This window comes from Streptomyces sp. NPDC021212 (assembly GCF_044332925.1).
Taxonomy (GTDB): domain Bacteria; phylum Actinomycetota; class Actinomycetes; order Streptomycetales; family Streptomycetaceae; genus Streptomyces.
In genome coordinates this window covers 90,327-107,580 of record NZ_JBIRPZ010000003.1, presented here as the reverse complement: position 1 = coordinate 107,580, position 17,254 = coordinate 90,327, and the positions used below count along the sequence as shown (strand labels likewise).

19 protein-coding genes are annotated in these 17,254 nt (G+C 72.1%); 9 read left to right on the top strand and 10 right to left on the bottom strand.

Annotation, left to right across the window (positions count from 1 at the left end; translation table 11 throughout):
* Window positions 1-56: 56 nt before the first annotated feature.
* On the top strand, window positions 57-854 hold the full coding sequence (locus ACH4SI_RS08690) for a DUF1868 domain-containing protein (RefSeq protein ID WP_398294183.1): 798 nt from the start codon (window positions 57-59) through the stop codon (window positions 852-854).
* Window positions 855-909: 55 nt separating this feature from the next.
* On the opposite strand, the gene ACH4SI_RS08685 is transcribed toward ACH4SI_RS08690, so the two are convergent.
* The 5 genes from ACH4SI_RS08685 to ACH4SI_RS08665 form a co-directional block, all read right to left on the bottom strand.
* A complete protein-coding gene (locus tag ACH4SI_RS08685) occupies window positions 910-1,359 on the bottom strand; it encodes a DUF3515 family protein (protein ID WP_398294181.1) in 450 nt (149 codons plus the stop codon).
* Between the two features lie 154 nt (window positions 1,360-1,513).
* Complete coding sequence (locus ACH4SI_RS08680; protein ID WP_398294179.1) at window positions 1,514-2,134, bottom strand: GTP-binding protein; 621 nt, start codon at window positions 2,132-2,134, stop codon at window positions 1,514-1,516.
* A complete protein-coding gene (locus ACH4SI_RS08675) occupies window positions 2,082-2,564 on the bottom strand; it encodes a DUF742 domain-containing protein (RefSeq protein ID WP_398294177.1) in 483 nt (160 codons plus the stop codon). Before ACH4SI_RS08675 ends, ACH4SI_RS08680 begins: the two co-directional genes overlap by 53 nt.
* Window positions 2,565-2,592: 28 nt before the next feature.
* Window positions 2,593-3,066 (bottom strand): roadblock/LC7 domain-containing protein, encoded by a 474-nt coding sequence (locus tag ACH4SI_RS08670; RefSeq protein ID WP_398294175.1) that lies wholly within the window; start codon window positions 3,064-3,066, stop codon window positions 2,593-2,595.
* Window positions 3,047-5,650: an ATP-binding protein gene (locus ACH4SI_RS08665; protein ID WP_398294173.1), complete on the bottom strand. Its 2,604-nt coding sequence runs from the start codon at window positions 5,648-5,650 to the stop codon at window positions 3,047-3,049. The genes ACH4SI_RS08670 and ACH4SI_RS08665 overlap by 20 nt, the downstream gene beginning before the upstream one ends.
* 347 nt (window positions 5,651-5,997) lie before the next feature.
* On the opposite strand from ACH4SI_RS08665, the gene ACH4SI_RS08660 reads away from it, so the two are divergent.
* Window positions 5,998-7,134, top strand: a complete 1,137-nt coding sequence (locus tag ACH4SI_RS08660) for a substrate-binding domain-containing protein (protein WP_398294171.1) — start codon at window positions 5,998-6,000, stop codon at window positions 7,132-7,134.
* A 681-nt stretch (window positions 7,135-7,815) separates the two neighbouring features.
* On the opposite strand, the gene ACH4SI_RS08655 is transcribed toward ACH4SI_RS08660, so the two are convergent.
* Complete coding sequence (locus tag ACH4SI_RS08655; RefSeq protein WP_398294169.1) at window positions 7,816-8,088, bottom strand: hypothetical protein; 273 nt, start codon at window positions 8,086-8,088, stop codon at window positions 7,816-7,818.
* Window positions 8,089-8,180: 92 nt separating this feature from the next.
* Here ACH4SI_RS08655 and ACH4SI_RS08650 point away from each other — a divergent pair, with 92 nt between their 5' ends.
* From ACH4SI_RS08650 to ACH4SI_RS08635, 4 genes are all read left to right on the top strand, one after another.
* Window positions 8,181-9,077 (top strand): phosphorothioated DNA-binding restriction endonuclease, encoded by an 897-nt coding sequence (locus tag ACH4SI_RS08650; RefSeq protein WP_398294167.1) that lies wholly within the window; start codon window positions 8,181-8,183, stop codon window positions 9,075-9,077.
* A 73-nt stretch (window positions 9,078-9,150) separates the two neighbouring features.
* Window positions 9,151-9,960 (top strand): endo alpha-1,4 polygalactosaminidase, encoded by an 810-nt coding sequence (locus ACH4SI_RS08645; protein WP_398294165.1) that lies wholly within the window; start codon window positions 9,151-9,153, stop codon window positions 9,958-9,960.
* A 124-nt stretch (window positions 9,961-10,084) separates the two neighbouring features.
* Complete coding sequence (locus tag ACH4SI_RS08640) at window positions 10,085-10,738, top strand: ClpP family protease (protein WP_398294163.1); 654 nt, start codon at window positions 10,085-10,087, stop codon at window positions 10,736-10,738.
* Between the two features lie 4 nt (window positions 10,739-10,742).
* Window positions 10,743-11,348 carry a ClpP family protease gene (locus tag ACH4SI_RS08635; RefSeq protein WP_398294161.1) on the top strand — a complete coding sequence of 202 codons (606 nt, stop codon included), beginning with the start codon at window positions 10,743-10,745 and terminating at the stop codon, window positions 11,346-11,348.
* Between the two features lie 18 nt (window positions 11,349-11,366).
* Here ACH4SI_RS08635 and ACH4SI_RS08630 read toward each other — a convergent pair whose 3' ends face one another.
* The gene (locus tag ACH4SI_RS08630) at window positions 11,367-11,738 is read right to left on the bottom strand and encodes a helix-turn-helix domain-containing protein (protein ID WP_398294159.1); all 372 of its coding nucleotides are present in this window, start codon (window positions 11,736-11,738) and stop codon (window positions 11,367-11,369) included.
* Window positions 11,739-11,913: 175 nt separating this feature from the next.
* On the opposite strand from ACH4SI_RS08630, the gene ACH4SI_RS08625 reads away from it, so the two are divergent.
* Together ACH4SI_RS08625 and ACH4SI_RS08620 are read left to right on the top strand one after the other, a co-directional pair.
* Window positions 11,914-12,795: an alpha/beta fold hydrolase gene (locus ACH4SI_RS08625; protein ID WP_398294157.1), complete on the top strand. Its 882-nt coding sequence runs from the start codon at window positions 11,914-11,916 to the stop codon at window positions 12,793-12,795.
* A gap of 76 nt (window positions 12,796-12,871) precedes the next feature.
* Window positions 12,872-14,719: a gamma-glutamyltransferase family protein gene (locus ACH4SI_RS08620; RefSeq protein ID WP_398294155.1), complete on the top strand. Its 1,848-nt coding sequence runs from the start codon at window positions 12,872-12,874 to the stop codon at window positions 14,717-14,719.
* A 7-nt stretch (window positions 14,720-14,726) separates the two neighbouring features.
* Here ACH4SI_RS08620 and ACH4SI_RS08615 read toward each other — a convergent pair whose 3' ends face one another.
* The 3 genes from ACH4SI_RS08615 to ACH4SI_RS08605 form a co-directional block, all read right to left on the bottom strand.
* A complete protein-coding gene (locus tag ACH4SI_RS08615; RefSeq protein ID WP_398294153.1) occupies window positions 14,727-15,083 on the bottom strand; it encodes a DUF1330 domain-containing protein in 357 nt (118 codons plus the stop codon).
* A gap of 118 nt (window positions 15,084-15,201) precedes the next feature.
* Complete coding sequence (locus ACH4SI_RS08610; protein WP_398294151.1) at window positions 15,202-15,408, bottom strand: hypothetical protein; 207 nt, start codon at window positions 15,406-15,408, stop codon at window positions 15,202-15,204.
* On the bottom strand, window positions 15,395-15,556 hold the full coding sequence (locus ACH4SI_RS08605; protein WP_398294149.1) for a hypothetical protein: 162 nt from the start codon (window positions 15,554-15,556) through the stop codon (window positions 15,395-15,397). The genes ACH4SI_RS08610 and ACH4SI_RS08605 overlap by 14 nt, the downstream gene beginning before the upstream one ends.
* A gap of 72 nt (window positions 15,557-15,628) precedes the next feature.
* On the opposite strand from ACH4SI_RS08605, the gene ACH4SI_RS08600 reads away from it, so the two are divergent.
* Complete coding sequence (locus ACH4SI_RS08600) at window positions 15,629-17,119, top strand: helix-turn-helix domain-containing protein (protein WP_398294147.1); 1,491 nt, start codon at window positions 15,629-15,631, stop codon at window positions 17,117-17,119.
* Window positions 17,120-17,254: the final 135 nt, after the last annotated feature.

The window sequence follows — 17,254 nt, the reverse complement described above, 5'->3', positions numbered from 1 at the left end:
CACTTCCGTGGGTGAGTCTTTGGCACCCCGGCCAACCCCTTACCCACGGGAGCGTCATGACCGCGATCAATCGTCGAAACGTGTTGCTCAGCGCCGCTGGTGCCGCTGCTGCGGGCCTGGCCCTCACCGGCCCCGCTGAGGCCACAGTGAACGACGGCAAACGTGAGCCGCTCAACGCCGGCCCGGGCAAGAAGTGGGACCTCGACGGCAACGCCCAGCGCTTCCGTGGCAACACGGTCGTCTGTCCCGTACCTCAGGACTCAGCCTTCTTCAACGCGGAGAAGCAGGCCCAAGAGATCATGAAGCGGTCGTCGTTGGCCGACCAGTACGCCTGCCTGCCACACAGCAGCATGCACATGACCGTGTTCGACATGATCGCCCAGGACACCATCACCAACAAGCAGCTGCCGCCGTGGTTGGCGGACTGTCAGGACATGACAGAGATTTCGCAGCGAATTCTGGCGCGCTTGCAGGAGTCCCATCTGACGCCGCTCGGCCCGATCAACATGAAGGTCAAGGGCTTCCGCCCATTCGACGCAAACTTCACCATGGACCTCACCCCGGCTGACGACGCCACGTTCAACACCCTGTGGACGGCTCGTCGGGAACTGCGAGAACTGCTCGACATCCGTGCGGCGAACTTCGACACCTACCAGTTCCACTCGTCCATCGGTTACCGCTTGGTCAAGCCACTGCCGTCGGACGTGCCTCCGATGGAGAAAGTGGCCAGGGAAATGACCAAGCTTTTCACCGGCGCAGCCGCGACCGTGACCTTGGAGCCCGCGGCGTTCAACCTGTTCGACGACATGCTGGCCTTCCCGCAGTTGTGGCTCCTGCCGCGCGCCGACAAGTGAGCGGACCGCTGCTGGTCGCATGCGGCCGGAGCGTGGACGGCCCGCTCGGCTCAGCTCAGAGCGTGTCGCCCAGTGCGAGGCATTTCGACTTCTGCGGAATGCCGCGGACCGCCCGGTTCACGTCGACCAGCGCGGATCCGGCCTTGGGCCCATCACCCTCGACGGTCACCTCGACCGCGGGAGTGCGGCCGTACGTCGTCAGGACCTGCACCCCGTCCTTCTGCGCGCGCTTCTCGTCGAGCACCCAGTTGACGCCGTTGACGTCCACGCACAGGTCGGTCGTCGGCCGCAGCGGGGTGACGCCGCAGCGCAGAACGACCGAGCCATCTCCCCAGGAGGCGACTCCCTCTCCGGTGACGTCGTCGCGATGCTTCGACAGAACGGTCTCGGGGGCCCGGGAAATGACATCGGCGCACTTCGGATTGTCGGCGTAGGGGCCGGGCTCCACGGATTCTTTGGAAAAGAACAGGAAATACGAGGCGACAGCGGCCGCAATCCCCGCCACGACGCACACCCCGGAGATGAGGCGGGTCTTTTTACTCCATGACCTGAACCGCATCGAACCCACTTATTCCCTCGACACCTGGCTCGCACCCTATCCTTACGCCGCACTCCGCCCTGGAGCGGGGACCGCCTTCGAGGATCTTCTAGCCGCCGGGTCAGGCCGGTTCCACGGACTTCGCTCGGGACAGGGCCACGTCCAGGACGCCCAGCAGGGCATCGCGGACCGATCCCGTCTCGCGGGCGTCGAAGACGGTGAGGGGGACATGCTCGGAGACGTCCAGGGCCCACCGCACCTCGTCCAGGTCGTGCTGGACCTCGCCGTCGAAGGCGTTGACGGCGACGGCGAAGGGGATGTCCTTGTGCTCGAAGTAGTCGACGGCCGCGTAGCAGTCGTCCAGGCGGCGGGTGTCCACGATGACGAGGCCGCCGAGGGCACCTTCGACCACGTCGTCCCACATGAAGCCGAACCGGTCCTGGCCCGGGGTGCCGAACAGGTAGAGCTTGAGGGTCGGGTCGATGGTGATGACGCCGAAGTCCATGGCGACCGTGGTGGTGGTCTTGCCGGGGGTGTGGGTCAGGTCGTCCACGCCCGCCGCGACCTCCGTGATGGCGGCCTCCGTGGTCAGCGGGCGGATCTCGGAGATGGCGCCCACGGCCGTGGTCTTGCCCACTCCGAAGCCGCCCGCGATGACCAGCTTGACCGGCAGCGGCGGTTGTTCGGCTTCAGCTGCTGTCGCGGAGTGTGCCCCGTGAGTCGGGGACGGCACGGAGACCATCGATAACCCTTCGCAGTACGGAGATGTCCTGGACTGTCCTGGCGTCCGGCACGTGGACCACCAGGTGTCCGGCGGTGCACAGGTCCTCCGCCAGGACCCGCACCACGTTGAGGTGCAGCCGGAGCCGGGCGGACAGTTCCGCCACCGACTGCGGGCGTCGGCAGGCGGCGACGATGTCGTGGCGTTCGAAGGCGAGCGTGCGCAGGGCGGAGAGCCCGTCCGACGTCGTCACGACCTGGGCCTCGACCGGGAGCGGGGCCCCGGTGCCGCCGCCGCCCGCCACCCGGCCGGCGGTCAGCAGGAACGGACGGATCGCGGAGGCTCGGCCCGTCGGCTCCGGAGCATCCGGCGAGATCGACTCGTTGGCCACACCCGCCACACCGTCCAGGTCGGTCGCCGTCTCGTGCGGTCCTGGTTCACCGGTCACCATCACGCCCCCTTCCGAATGTGAACACGCGTCAGAGGATGGAGGCGCCGGCGCTCTTCTTCAGCTCCAGTACGAGCTGGGGCGTGAGCGCGGCCCCGGCCCGGTTGGCGAAGAGGGTCATCTCGTACGCGATGTTGCCCAGCTTCGCCTCCTTCGACGTCACCACGCCGAGCACGGCGCCGCAGCCGATGGCCGACACCAGTACATGGCCGCCCTCCAGGTCGATGATGACCTTGTTGAGGCCGCCGAGGCCGTAGTTGCCGGAGGCGCCCGCGGCGAGGCTCGTGATGCCGGAGACGATCGCGGCGAGCCGCTCGGAGTCGGCCTGTTCGCGCAGCTCGGACACGGCGATCAGCAGGCCGTCGGAGGACACGGCGATGGCGTCGACGACACCGGCGGTCTGGGTGGCGAACCGGTCGAGCAGCCAGGTGAAGTCGGCCGCGGCTGCTCGCAGGTCGGTGGGTTCCTGCCCAGCGGGACTGTTCTTACCTGTCGGCGTGGTCACTGCCCGACTCCTTTCGGGATTGCTGATGGGGCAATGGCGTGGGGGGTTCGGCCGGGGTGGTGGCACTGTCCTGCTGTGCCCTGCGTACGGCGGCCTCGAACTCGTCGAGTTCCGACCGGACCGCGTCGGCATCCGCGGCCTCGCGAACGGCCGCGATGCCCCGGTCGGCCGGTGGTGTCGTCTTGTCGAGCGTCGCGCCCCGCACCCGCCGTCGCAGGGGACGGGAGGTGGAGGTGGAGGTGGCCTCGGCGGGCGGCTTCTCCCCGGTGGGGGACGCCTTCGGCTCGGTGGGCGGTTCCTGCTCGGCGGAGGGTTCCGGGGAGGTTCTCTCCGCTCCCTGGCGGTTCGGGATGCGCCGCGGGAGGCCGCCGGGCTCCGCGGGTTCCGCCTGGCGCGACTCGGGCTTGGTGGCGGGTGTCCGTACGGGCAGCGGGGTGGCCCCAGCGGGTGACGGCTCGGATTCGGGCCGCGCCGCCGGCGGAGCCGCCGGGGTCCGGGCCAGCTCCGTGACCACCGGGACCGAGGACGACGCGGCGGCGTCCCTGGCGTTCACCGCCATCAGGAGCGCGTCGGGGATCCACACGGTGGCGGTCACTCCGCCGCCGGGCGTACGGCTCAGGGCGACCCTGATGCCCCAGCGTCGGGCGAGGCTTCCGACCACGAACAGGCCGAGCACCTTGGTGGGAACGAGGTCGAGCCGTTCGCGGCGGACGAGGCGGGCGTTCTCCTCGTCGAGGCGTTCCGCGCCCATGCCGAGGCCGTGGTCGATGACCTCGATCAGCGCGCCGCCGTCCGCGGTGACGTCGGTGCCGGGCCGGACGACGACCTCGACGGGGGTCTCGGACGGGGAGAACGCGACCGCGTTCTCCAGCAGTTCGGCGACCATCAGCGTCAGGTCGCCGATGATGTCGGGCGCGACCGTGACCTCGGATTCGGAGCGCAGGGCGACCCGCTGGAACCCCTCGATGCGGCCGAGGCTCGCCCGGATGACGTTGGCGAGGGCGGTCGGCCGGGCGTCCAGCTCGGCTTCCCGGATTCCGGCGAGCAGCATCAGGCTGTCGGCGTTGCGCTGGAGGCGTACGGCGATGTGGTCGATGCGGTAGAGCCGCTCCAGGACGTCGGGGGCGGTTTCCTCGCGTTCGACGGCGTCGATCAGCGTGAGCTGGCGGGTGGTGAGGTTGCTGACCCGGCGCCCGACGTTGCCGAACATCTCGCCGACGTTGCGGCGGCTGATCACCTGCCGTTCCAGCAGCGCCGCGGCGGTGACCTGGACCTGGTTGAACGCCTCGGCCAGGTCGCCGATCTCGTCGCGCACGGGGACGGGGATGGGCCGGGGCCGCAGTGGGGTGCTGTCGGGCGAATCGTCGTCCTCGATGCGGGCCAGTTCCTCGCCCGCCACCTCGACGACCTCGTGGGCGGCGCCGGTCAGGGCCGTCAGGGGGCGGACGACCGACCGCCGGACCAGGAAGGAGAAACCCAGCCAGGCGCCGAAGGCGAGGACGGCGAGGGCGAGCAGGGCCACCGCCTTCTCCACGGCGTCCTGGGAAGCCCTTTCGGCGCGGGCGGCGATCTGCCCGGTGAGCGTGCCAGTGACGTCGAGGCGGTAGGCGGCCTGCCGGGTGCCCGCGGCGATGGCCTTGCGCAGCGCTTGCGGTGACTGACCTTGGAGGGAGCTGGGGTCGATCTGCAGCTCCGCGAACTTGGCGTCGAAGCCGTTCTCCTCGGCGCTGCGCTCGATGCCCTCCAGGCGCAGCACCTGGTCCGGGTCGGCGATCCTGCCGAAACGTTTTGCCTGTTCCTCGTAGACCCGGTGGGCACCGGCCGCGCGCGTGTACTCGGTGAGGGCGTTGGCATCCCGGGTCTGGGCCGAGAACACGCCGCTCTCGAAGGCCGCGTGGGCGGCGTCGGCGCGCAGCACCGTGTCGAGCAGCTCGATCACCGAGGACGACGAGGAGTCGGAGAAGCGGTCGAGCCCGATGCCGTCGATCAGGTAGCCGACCGCGTTGGCGTACGCGGGGTCGATACCGGCGGCGGGCACCGAACCCCGCTCGACCTTGTCGCGCAGCACGCCGAGGTCGTGGATGTACTCGAGGGCCCGCCTCTCGTCCTTCGTCAGACCGGCGCCGAACGCCGAACGCACGGCGGTGACCTGCTCGTCGGTGGCCCGCTGCCTCGCGCGGTAGTCGACGGTCGACGGCAGGTCCGCCCCGGGCCGGGCCGACTCCTGCTGGACCGCCAGCAGCAGCGCCTGCCGGTGCTCGGCCTGGACGTCGTTGATCAGCTGGGTGACCTGCTCGCTGTCGCGCACCAGTTGCGCGGTCCGGTCGGCGTCCGTGGCCTGTTGCACCTGGCCGTACGCGCCGACGCCCAGCAGCACGCCGACGACCACGAGGGGGACGACCACCAGGACGTTGAGCTTCCGCCGGAACGGCCATCGGTCGAGGACGGCTTCCGCTCGCAGCAGGGCGTCCGCCCTTCGGGCGTCCGCTCCCCGGGCGTCTGCTTTCCGGCGGAACCGGGGCTCCCGCGGGGCACGCCCGGACGGGTCCGGTTCGCGCGGCGGGTCCTCTGTGTCCACAGACACCCGGGCCTCCTTCGATGTGCTCCTGAGCGGTGACCGAGGTGTCGTTGTTGCCGACCGCCGACGACCGGGGAGCGTGACGCCGGCGACGTTCGCGCCCATGCGAGCGACTAGTTTGCGCCACACGTCCAACCGGCCGTGAACACTACCGTGTGTGCGGGCGCACGCAAGACATCCACCGGCAACGGTTACCGAAGATCCACGCTTGTCAGGTTTAGGCCACTGCTCCGTTGCCTTCTGCTCGCTCCCGGGGGCTGCCCCGCGGGGCGCCGTCACACGTAACCTGTCTCCTCCCACCCTGGCTCGAATACACCCTGGCTCGAATATTTCCGTGCCCCGCGAGGAGACCCGTGCACGCCACCCGCAAGTCGGTCCTGACAGCCGCCGCGCTCCTGGCCGTGGCCACCACCGGCTGCGAACCCGGATCCGGCACCGCCGCCACGCACCCGCGCCCCGCCAAGCCCGGTTGCCCCGCCACCCTCGCCAAGGCCAAGCAGGCGGTCGCGAAGGCCGAGGACGTGGACACCCCGTGGAAGGGCCCCACGACCGGACCGAAGGCCCGTCACGGGAAGAGCATCGTCTTCATCCCCCACACCATCACCAACCCCGGGCCCGCCGGAGTCGCCCAGGGCGTCCAGGAGTCCGCCAAGCTCCTCGGCTGGAAGGCCCGCACCATCAACGGCCAGGGCACGCCGAGCGGCATCCGGTCCGCGTTCAAGGAGGCCCTCGCCCTCAAGCCGGACGGCATCGTCATGGGCGGCTTCGACCCCTCAACCGTCGCGGACGAGGCCGAGAAGGCCAGGGCCGCGGGCATTGAGCTGATCGGCTGGCACGCCGCCCCCGCCCCCGGCCCCAGTAAGAAGCCGGAACTCTTCACCAACATCAGCTCCAAGGTCGAGGACGTCGCGAAGATCAGCGCCGACTGGATGATCGCCCGGTCGGACGGCCACGCGGGAGTCGTCCTGTTCACCGACGCCACGGTGCCGTTCGCGAAGCGGAAGTCGGACCTGATCAAGAAGCAACTTGCCACCTGCTCCGACGTCAAGCTGCTGAGCTACCAGAACATCCCGATACCCGACGTCAACCGCCGCGCCATCGGGGCCGTTCGCTCACTGCTCTCCCGCTACGGCGACAAGTGGACCTACTCCGCCGCCATCAACGACCTGTACTTCCAGCACACCGCCCCCGCCCTGCGGGCCGCGCGCAAGGACGGGGGCGGCGCCCCGTACACCATCGGCGCCGGTGACGGCGACCCGTCGGCCTTCGAGCGCATCAACAGCAAGCAGTACCAGGCCGCGACCGTGCCCGAGCCGCTGTCCGAGCAGGGCTGGCAGATCGTCGACGAGTTCAACCGCGCCTTCGCGGGCGAGCCCGCCAGCGGATACGTCGCCCCCGTCCACATCACCACCGCGGCCAACAGCGGCGGCGCCCTGTCGTGGGATTCGGAGGGCTACCGGCAGGCGTACCGCCAGATCTGGGGCCGGTGAACGCGCCGCGCGACTCAGCCGTCCTCGCCGGGGAAGCGGGACCAGGTGCGGCCGCCGTCCTGTGTCGAGCACCTCCACCTCGATCTCGCTGAGGCCCTTCTTGAATTCGTCCAGCGGCAGCCGGTCCGAGTTCCGCAGCGTCCGCCAGCTCTTCCCGTCGTCCGTCGTCACGAAGAGGCCGGTGAACCGGGTGTCGTCCATCCCGATGGGCTTCTCCAGGGGCACGGCGGCGGTGCCGCCATGGGCGTCGATGTCCTCCCCCAGGAGCCGGTCCGGGAGGTCCCGGGACCGCTCGGGGCGGCCGTCCTCCCGGCGCACGACCCGGTACGGCTCGGAACCCTCGGGCTGCCGGACACCCCAGACGGTGCCCTGCTCGTCGAGGTCGGTGAAGGTGAGGTCTTTCATCGAGGGCACGCCCGCCGCGGGCGCCATGGTGTGGGTCGAGGTCCGCAACAGCGCGTCCCCGCCGTCGACCAGCACATCGCCGCGCCCGAAGGTGAGGGGCTTCTTCGACGACCGCACGGGGTGCCGCTTGCCGCGTACGTCGAGGAAGTAGCCGTCCTTGACGGAGGGCAGGAAGATGAAGCCGTCCGGCGCCGCGAAGAACGGGCCCGGGTCGTCCGCTGCGCCTTCCGCCGTCATGTGTTCGGCGTGCTCGGCGACGACATCGCCGTCCGGCCCTTACAGCCGCCAGGCGTTGGCGGCGGGGCCCTCGTCGTCCTCCACGTAGGTGGCGTTGTACCGCAACAGCGTGGCCCCGTCATCGCTGCGCAGGGCCTCGTACGGGGCTCCGGCGATGTCGATGACGTCCTGGGCGCGCGGCGTCTCGTCCTCGATGACCTTGTTGTATCTGGCCTTGCGGTCGGCGGCGTTCTCCACCCCACAGGAAACCAGCGCCGGGGTGAGGAGCGCGGCGAGAACGAGAATGGCCGCGGGGGCCGTTCGGCGGAGCATCAAGGAAAGACCGTTTCGCAGGACCGCTGTTGAATGGACGATCCTCACATGACATGCCGCCGCTGTCGTCGCTCCGTCATACGGTTCTTCGCATGGACTGGATCGAGCGCATCGGCAATCTGCGGCAGTGGACGAACAACGGGGTGCGCGCGCCGCACAAGCCGCTGCTGATGCTGTACGCCCTGGGACGGTTCCAGCAGGGGCCCGACCAGGCGCTCCGCTACTCGGACGTCGAGCAGGACCTGAAGGATCTGCTGCGGGATTACGGGCCTCCGCACGACACCACGCCCTCGTATCCCTTCCACCACCTGACCAATGACGGTGTATGGGAGGTGCGCACGGCCGACGGCGACTCCAGTCCGGGGGCGCGGGTCCGGGAGTTGCGGGCGAGCGGGGCGGAGGGGCGGCTGGTGCCGGGGCTGCGGTCCGCGCTGTCCTCGGAGCCGGAGCTGCTGGGGCGGCTGGCGCACGTTCTCCTGGACACCCACTTCCCGCCCTCCCTCCACACCGACATCGCCGCCGCGGTCGGGCTCGACCTGGAGTCGGCGGACGGTGCGGTGCGCACCACCGTTCGCGACCGGCGGCGGGCGGCCGAGCTGCGGCGGCAGGTGCTGGTCGCCTACGAATACCGGTGCGCGTTCTGCGGGTTCGACGGGGCGATCGGCCGGGTGCCGGTGGGGCTGGAGGCCGCGCATGTGCGGTGGTGGGCCTTCCGGGGCGCGGACGACCTCTCCAACGCGCTGTGTCTGTGCTCCCTGCACCACAAGCTGTTCGACCGAGGGGTGCTGGGTCTGGACGGCGGCCGGCGCATCATCGTCTCCCGGGAGTTCGTCGGCCGCGGTGGGGCGGCCCGGGCGCAGGTGCTCGACCTGGTGGACCGGTCGCTCATCGGGCCGCAGGGCGGCAGCGACCCGGTCGCGCCGGAGAACGTCGCCTGGCATACGGAGCAGGTGTTCCGGGGCAAGGCGCGGGTGGCGCAGCGGGCGTGATCCGGGCGCGATCCGGGCGCGCAGTGATCAGCCCGGCGTTTCGGCATTGGTCGGGCTTGAGAGAATCGTTCCCGTGCCCCACTCCCCCGCCGCGCGCACGCGGCCCGCTGTCGCCGCGTTGGCCCTCGCCGTTCTGACCGCCTGCTCCTCCACCACCACGGACACGGGCAGGGCCGACGTCAAGCTGCCGCCCGTGGGAGCCGCCTGGGACTACCAGATCGGCGGCGCCTACACGCCGCCCAAGGGTGTCGAGATCGTGAGCCGGGACCGTGCGGACGATCCGGCGCCCGGGCTCTACAACATCTGCTACGTCAACGCCTTTCAGACCCAGCCGGACGAGAAGTGGCCCTCCCGGCTGCTGTTGCACGACAAGAAGGGCGACGTCGTGGACGACCCCGAATGGGACGGGGAGTCGGTGATCGACATCACCACGGCCGCGAAGCGCGAGGCGGCGGCCGAGAAGGTCGGGGCGTGGATCGAGGAGTGCGCCGACAAAAGGTTCGACGCCGTCGAGCCCGACAACCTCGACACGTTCACCCGCTGGCCCGACCTGCTGACCGCCGATCAGGCCACGGCGTACGTGGCCCTGCTGGCGAAGCGGGCACACGATCTGGGGCTGGCCATCGGGCAGAAGAACACCGGGCCGCTCGCCACGCGCCGGGCGGCGACGGGGCTGGACTTCGCGGTCGTGGAGGAGTGCGGCCGGTACGAGGAGTGCGAGGCGTTCGCGAAGCCGTACCGGGACCGGGTGGTCGTCGTCGAGTACGAGGACAAGGGGATGGCGAAGGCGTGCGACGGCTTCGGCGACCGGCTGTCCGTCGTACGCCGCGACACGGACGTCTCCACCCCGGACGACGACGGGTACGTCCGCGACGTCTGCTGAACGTCTGCCGACCTCTGCTGACGGCGCATCTGCCGCGGGCAGAGAAACCTGCCCCGGCGGCGCCCACGGGCCGACAGTGAAGTGACCGCGGCGAGGGCCGCCGCGGGACACCACGGGAGGCCCGATGCCCGCACCCCTCACCGGCTGGGACCCAGCCCTCAGCCTCCGCGCCGACGAGGGCGATACGCCGCCCTCACGCTTCGACGACCACCTGGCCGCGCAACTCCTCACCCAGCGGATCGTCTTCCTCGGCACCCAGGTGGACGAGGTCTCCGCGAACCGGGTCTGCGCACAGCTGCTCCTGCTGTCGGCGGAGGACCCGCGGACCGACATCAGCCTCTACATCAACAGCCCCGGCGGCTCGGTGACGGCCGGGCTGGCGATCTACGACACGATGCGGCTGATCCCCAACGACGTCGCGACCCTCGTCATGGGCTTCGCGGCGAGCATGGGGCAGTTCCTGCTCACGGTCGGGACGGCGGGCAAGCGGTACGCGCTGCCCAACGCGCGGATCATGATGCACCAGCCGTCGGCCGGGATCGGCGGGACGACCGCCGACATCGCGATCCAGGCCGAGAACCTGGAGTTCACCAAGCAGGCCATCGAGCGCATCATCGCCGAGCACACCGGCCAGGACCGGGAGACGATCTCCCGCGACGGCGACCGGGACCGGTTCTTCACGCCGAAGCAGGCGAAGGAGTACGGGATGGTCGACCGCATCGTGGAGTCGCTGAGCGATGTGCGCCCGGGCGGTTCGCGGCGACGGATGGGGATCTGAGGACATGAGCCAGTACACGATTCCGACCGTCGTCGAGCGCACCACGCAGGGCGAGCGCGCGTACGACATCTACAGCCGGCTGCTGTCGGAACGGATCATCTTCCTGGGCACGGAGATCGACGACGGAGTCGCCAACGTCGTCATCGCGCAACTCCTCCACCTGGAGTCGGCCGGTCCTGAGCAGGAGATCGCGATCTACATCAACTCGCCCGGCGGCTCGTACACCTCGCTCATGGCGATCTACGACACGATGACCTTCGTGACCGCCCCGATCTCGACGTTCTGCGTCGGCCAGGCGGCATCGACCGCGGCGGTGCTGCTGGCCGGGGGCGACCCCGGGCGGCGCTTCGTCCTCGACCACTCCCGGGTCCTGCTGGGCCAGCCCGCGAGCGGCGGGGCGCGCGGCACGGTGTCCGACCTCAGCCTCCAAGCCAAGGAGATGCTGCGCGTCCGCGCCCAGGTCGAGGAGGTGCTGTCCCGTCACACCCCGCACGACGTGGCGACGCTGCGCGCGGACATGGACCGCGACAAGGTGTTCACGGCGCGGGAGGCGGTGGCGTACGGGCTGGCCGACGAGGTGCTGTCCCGGCGGCTGGTCCGCGCCGCGTGACGGACCGTCGTACCGGGCTCAGGCGGCGAGCCGCAGCCGGGCCTCGCCCTGATGGCCCTGATGCGAGGTCAGCCGCGCCCTCGCTCCCGCGGCCGTCAGCCGGATGATCTCACCTTGGGCCAGCGCGAGCAGGTCGGCCAGCCCCAGGCCGAGGGCGCGAGCGGCGGCCGCGAGGACTTCCGACGAAGCCTCCTTGCGGCCCCGCTCCAGCTCGGAGAGGTACGGCATCGAGATCCGCGCCGCGTCGGCGACGTCCTTGAGCGTGCGCCGCTGCGCCAGCCGCTCCCGCCGCAGCACGTCCCCGACGACGTCCCGCCACAGTGGTTCCTTGGCCGCGGGGACAGGGCGCAAGGGGATGACGCGGGCTGGTTTCGGCGCGTGGCTGCTCATCCCCTCAGCGTAGAAGCGGCCCGCCCGCCCGTCAGCCGGCTCCGCTCTGCCGGTAGCGAATCCGCCGGTGGCGAATCCTCCCGCGGCGAAACCCCCTTGACGACGCGACACCATGAGCGAGACGATACGTCTCGTTCAGTCCCCCAATCGTCCGTCGCGTCGAGAGGACCACGCCATGCAGCAGCACACCGCGTACGTCGAGGCCGCCCCCGGGGTGCGGTTGTGGACCGAGGCGCGCGGGGAAGCGGATGCCCCGGCGCTGCTGCTGGTCATGGGGGCGCAGGCCGCCGGCCTTGGGTGGCCCGAGCCGTTGGTGGACGCGCTGGCCGGGCATCACCGCGTCATCCGCTACGACCACCGCGACACCGGCCGCTCCACCTGGTCCTACGAGCAGGCCCCCTACCGCATCGCCGACTTGGCCGAGGACGTGGTCGCGGTGCTGGACGGGCTGGGCGTCGAGCGGGCGCACCTGGTCGGGATGTCGGTGGGTGGCATCCTCACCCAGGTCGTCCTCGCCGATCACCCGGAGCGGGTGCTGAGCGCCACGCTTCTGGGCACCAGCGCGTGCAGCACCACCCCGTACGTCGCGCCGGACGGGACCCGGGTCCCCGTCGAGGAGCTGCCCGGGGTGGATCCGCGGATCCTGGAGGAGTGGGCGCGGCCGGTGGAGGACCACGGCCTCGAGGCCGAGTTGGACCGGCGGGTCAGGCACTGGAAGCTGCTGGGTGGCGATCAGATCCCGTTCGACGCCGCCTGGTTCCGGGAGCTGGAGCGCGGGATCATCGAGCACACCGGGCGCTACGACTCCTCGGGCGCCCACGCCCGCGCCGATCAGTCCGGGCTGGTACGCACCGACGCCCTCGCCGCGACCGAGGTGCCCACGCTCGTCCTCGCGCCCACCGCCGAGCCGGTGTTCCCGCCGCCGCATCCGCAGCATCTGGCCCAGGTCATACGCGGCGCCCGGCTCGTGGAGATGCCCGGCATGGGCCACGCCCTGCCCCGTCAGGTGCTGGGCCCGCTCGCCGACGCGATCCTGGGGCACACCCGCGCCGTCTGATCAACGCCCCATGGACCGCTCCACGGGTCGTGCGCGATGCTGGGCCGCACCTCGGCCGCCACCCCCAGGGAGCTGCATGTTCACCACCCGGCCCACCCTCCAGGGCACGTACGGCATGGTGTCGTCCACGCACTGGCTGGCCTCACAGTCCGCCATGGCCGTCCTGGAGGACGGCGGCAACGCCTTCGACGCGGCCGTCGCCGCCGGGTTCGTCCTGCACGTCGTCGAGCCGCACCTGAACGGGCCCGCCGGTGAGGTGCCGGTCATCCTCGCCCCCGCGGGCTCCCCGCCCACCGTGCTGTGCGGGCAGGGCCCGGCGCCCGCCGGGGCCACCATCGGCCACTACACCGGGCTCGGCCTCGACCTGGTGCCCGGCACCGGCCCGCTGGCCGCGGCCGTCCCCGGCGCGTTCGACGCCTGGATGCTGCTGCTGCGCGACCACGGGACGCGGCGCCTCGCCGAGGTGCTGCGGTACGCGATCGGGTACGCCGAGCACGGCCACCCCGCGGTGGAGCGGGTCGGCGAGACGGTCGAGACCGTACGGGAGCTGTTCGAGACGGAGTGGACGACGTCCGCCGAGCTGTATCTGCCCGGCGGGCGGTCGCCCGTCCCCGGGCGGCTGCTCACCAACCCCGCGCTGGCCGCCACCTGGCGGCGGCTCATCGCCGAGGCGGAGGCGGCCGGGCCGGGACGGGAGGCGCAGATCGAGGCGGCCCGCCGGGTGTGGCGCGAGGGCTTCATCGCCGAGGAACTGGCCGCCGCGGCGGCCCGGCCGGCCATGGACTCCTCCGGGGAACGCCACGCGGGCACGCTCACCGGCGACGACCTCGCCGGATTCGAGGCCACGTACGAGGAGCCCGTCCGGTACGCGTGGGACGGCTGGACCGTGTGCAAGGCCGGGCCCTGGAGCCAGGGGCCGGTCCTCCTCCAGCAACTCGCCCTGCTGCCGGACGGCCTGGCCGCCGACGACCTGGGCACGCCCGGCCTGCTGCACACCCTCATCGAGGGCGGCAAGCTGGCCATGGCCGACCGGGAGGCGTGGTACGGGGACGCCGCCGACGTCCCCCTCGCGGACCTCCTCTCCCGCCCGTACAACGACGGGCGGCGGGCGCTGGTGGGCGAGCACGCCTCGTACGAGCTGCGCCCGGGGCACCCCGGCGGCCGCGAACCCCGGTTGAGCAGGCAGGCGCTGACCGCCGTCGCCCGCTCGGCGTCCGGCGGAACCGGCCCGTCCGCCGGGCCAGGGGGCGGGGAGCCGACCGTCGGCGGCGCGGCGACCACCGGCGGCGAACCGGCCGTCAGCGCGGACGGCGCCACCCGGGGCGACACCTGCCACCTCGACATCGTCGACCGCTGGGGCAACATGGTCGCCGCCACCCCCAGCGGCGGCTGGCTCCAGTCCAACCCCGTCATCCCCGCCCTCGGCTTCCCGCTCGGCACCCGGCTGCAGATGGCCTGGCTGGACCCCGGCCTGCCGAATTCCCTGACCCCCGGGCGCCGCCCGCGCACCACCCTCTCCCCCTCCCTCGCACTGCGCGGCGACACCCCGGTCCTCGCCTTCGGCACACCCGGCGGCGACCAGCAGGACCAGTGGAGCCTGCACTTCTTCCTCCACGTCGCGCTGCGCGGCGCGGCCGTACGCTCCGGACTCGACCTCCAGGGCGCCATCGACGCGCCCGACTGGCACCAGGAGAGCTTCCCCGGCTCCTTCCACCCGCGCGCGATGACGGCGGGTCGGGTCGTGATCGAGTCGCGGGCCGGTGAGGACACGATCCGGGAACTGCGGCGGCGCGGCCACGACGTGGCGGTGGGCGGGGCCTGGTCGGAGGGACGGCTGTGCGCGGTGGCGCGCGACCCGGAGACGGGGCTGCTGCTCGCCGGCGCCAACCCGCGCGGCGCCCAGGGCTACGCGGTGGGCCGCTGACCCGCCTCTAGTCCGCTCCGTACCCGGCGTCCGCCGCGCGCAGCTTGTCGGCGCGTTCGACCGGGTCGTAGTCCGGGCCGACGCCCTCCACCAGGATCACGTCCCCCTCGATGTGGTCCGTCCGCAGCGGCAGGATGTCCTGGTAGGCGGGCGACGCGTACCACTCCCGGGCCCGCTCCACGTCCGGGAACGCGATCAGGACCACGCTGCCCGGCCACTCCCCCTCCACCACCTCCCCCGGGCCGCCGTGGATGACGAAGCGGCCGTGGAAGGGGTCGAGGGTGGCCTGGATGCGGTCCAGGTACGCGATGATGTCCGGGTGCGGGCTGCGGCCCCGCAGATGGGCCAGGGCATAGGCGGTCATGGGTCCTCCCGGCGGATTCGGGCGGCGGTCGTGGGGCCGCCGCTGTGGGACCACCCTCGCGCGGCTCCCGGGGGAGCGTCGATTACCCCGGACGTAAGGCCGCACGGGAAACGGCGGCTCAGTCCGTGAGCCCCAAGTCCTCCCGCATGATGCGCCGCATGGCCGACAGCCGGGGCTCGGCGTCCTTCAGTTCGAGCAGCGCGACCGCGGCGGTCTCCCCCTCCCGCGGCAGCCCCCGGTCGATCCGCTTGGCCATGGCGTCGGCACCGGCCAGGACCGTGTTCAGGTCGCGGGACGCGGTGAGCACCCGTTCAGGGACGATCATCTGCGCCTCGGCGTACCGGGTCCCGGTAGTCGCGCCGGGCCTCCTCCGCGCGCTGACGCACCGTCAACCGCTGGTGCAGCAGGGGCGCGAAGAGCGCCCCGAGGACACCGACGACGGCGGTGATCATGGCGGCTATGACGGCGGACACGCGAGAGACCCCTAGACGGTGCCGAAAAGAGGTCTCACCAGCGCCGGACCGGAGGAACTAAGGTGCGGGGGCATGGCAGCCTCAACCTCCGACGCGCGAGCGGAACGCGCCGACGACGTGCTCGCCCTCGCCCGGCTCTCCGCCCGGCGCGGAGCGGTGCGGGCCATGCTCGACTGGCTCACCCGGCGCACCGGGGGCCCCGCCATGCTCATCGGGACGGACGGTTCCGTGCTGGCCACGGCGGACGACCCGCCGCCCGCCGCGTCGGTGCGGCGGCTCGCCGCCGCGGCGGCCGTCGCGCTGCACCGCCGCGGGGCGCCGTCCGGGGTGCTCGGCGGGGGCGAGGCGTGCCCCGTCCACCTGGTCTCGCTCGGGGCCGCGGAGTCGCGGAACCCGGCACCGTATCTGGCGGTCGTCGCGCCCGCCGCGCCGCGCTGCGGGCTGCTGCTCTCCGACGCGTCCCGCGTCCTCGCCCTGAGCTGGCGGGTCGAGGAGGCCGAACGGGCGCGCCGCCGCGTCGAGTCGGCCGAGGCGTACAGCCGGGAGGCGGTGCTGCATCTGCTCATGGTCGGCAGCGTGCCGGCGGCGCAGCGGATCGCCGCCGCGCTGAGCCCGGCGCTGCCCGCCGTGCTCCAGGTGTATGTGATCGAGTGCCCGGTCGACCGGCGGCGCGAGATCGCGGCGCGGATCCATGACTCGGTGCGCGGCCGGGCGTGGGTGGTGCCGTGTCCGGTGCGCCCCAACCACCTCATATCGCTGGTCCCGACCCAGGGGGAGCCGATCGCGCCGGACGGCGAGCCGCTGGACCGGCTGATCACTCGGCAGGAGAAGGAGTGCCGGGTCGGGATGAGCGCGGAGATCGCGCTGCGGGACACCCCGGTCGGCTACGAGCAGGCGTTCCACGCGCTGGCGGTGGCCCGTAACGCGCCGCAGCGGTCGGCCGGTTTCGGCGGACAGAGCGATGTGACGGTGCTGGCGAGCCCGGAGGGGCACGCCTGGGCCGGCGAACTGCTGGCGCCGTGCCTGGAGTACGCGCCGACCCGCCGCGCCGACCCCGGCCCGGCGGAGCTGCTCGGCACCCTCGGCTCCTGGCTCAGCTTCGGCACCGCCGCCAGCCGCCACCTCAAGATCCACCGCAATACGCTGGCCGCGCGGGTGCGCCACATCGACGGTCTGCTCGGCGTGGACGTCAGCCACAGCCTGGCCGCCCAGTCGGCCGCCTGGCTCGCGCTGCGGCTGCACCAGGCGCCCCGCGGCACGGCCCCGGCCGGGCACGCCGCCACCCTCGGCGGTGTGCTGTCCGCGCCCACCGCCGCGGTCTGGGCGCGGGCCCAGCTGCGGCCGCTGGAGCAGGCGAAGCTGCCGGCCGGTCCCGAGACGGTACGGGCCTGGCTGCGCGCCGACGCCCGGCTGCCCGCGGCCGCCTCCGCCCTGGGGATCTCGCTGCCCGGGACCCGTAAGCGGCTGGCCAAGGCGGAGGACGCACTCGGGCGGTCGCTGCTGAGCGCGCCGAGCGCGAAGTACGAACTGTGGCTGGCGATGCGGGCGTTGGGCGACCTGTGAACCACCCGCTCACGGGTCACCGTTCGAACGGCAACCGCGCGGCGCCATCACTGTGCAGTTCGTTCCTCGCCGCCCCGGCCGCCCGCGCCTAATGTCCTGAGTGAGCCCGGCGGGGCCGCTCCGCTCCCCAACCCA

What these genes read in the sequence shown, in the direction of transcription:
- ACH4SI_RS08615 (WP_398294153.1), bottom strand. Translation starts at nt 15,083, where the DNA reads ATGACCGCCTATGCCCTGGCCCATCTGCGGGGCCGCAGCCCGCACCCG.
- ACH4SI_RS08680 (WP_398294179.1), bottom strand. Translation starts at nt 2,134, where the DNA reads ATGGTCTCCGTGCCGTCCCCGACTCACGGGGCACACTCCGCGACAGCA.
- ACH4SI_RS08675 (WP_398294177.1), bottom strand. Translation starts at nt 2,564, where the DNA reads ATGGTGACCGGTGAACCAGGACCGCACGAGACGGCGACCGACCTGGAC.
- ACH4SI_RS08640 (WP_398294163.1), top strand. Translation starts at nt 10,085, where the DNA reads ATGCCCGCACCCCTCACCGGCTGGGACCCAGCCCTCAGCCTCCGCGCC.
- ACH4SI_RS08610 (WP_398294151.1), bottom strand. Translation starts at nt 15,408, where the DNA reads ATGATCGTCCCTGAACGGGTGCTCACCGCGTCCCGCGACCTGAACACG.
- ACH4SI_RS08620 (WP_398294155.1), top strand. Translation starts at nt 12,872, where the DNA reads ATGTTCACCACCCGGCCCACCCTCCAGGGCACGTACGGCATGGTGTCG.
- ACH4SI_RS08625 (WP_398294157.1), top strand. Translation starts at nt 11,914, where the DNA reads ATGCAGCAGCACACCGCGTACGTCGAGGCCGCCCCCGGGGTGCGGTTG.
- ACH4SI_RS08650 (WP_398294167.1), top strand. Translation starts at nt 8,181, where the DNA reads ATGGACTGGATCGAGCGCATCGGCAATCTGCGGCAGTGGACGAACAAC.
- ACH4SI_RS08690 (WP_398294183.1), top strand. Translation starts at nt 57, where the DNA reads ATGACCGCGATCAATCGTCGAAACGTGTTGCTCAGCGCCGCTGGTGCC.
- ACH4SI_RS08635 (WP_398294161.1), top strand. Translation starts at nt 10,743, where the DNA reads ATGAGCCAGTACACGATTCCGACCGTCGTCGAGCGCACCACGCAGGGC.
- ACH4SI_RS08600 (WP_398294147.1), top strand. Translation starts at nt 15,629, where the DNA reads ATGGCAGCCTCAACCTCCGACGCGCGAGCGGAACGCGCCGACGACGTG.
- ACH4SI_RS08630 (WP_398294159.1), bottom strand. Translation starts at nt 11,738, where the DNA reads ATGAGCAGCCACGCGCCGAAACCAGCCCGCGTCATCCCCTTGCGCCCT.
- ACH4SI_RS08655 (WP_398294169.1), bottom strand. Translation starts at nt 8,088, where the DNA reads ATGCTCCGCCGAACGGCCCCCGCGGCCATTCTCGTTCTCGCCGCGCTC.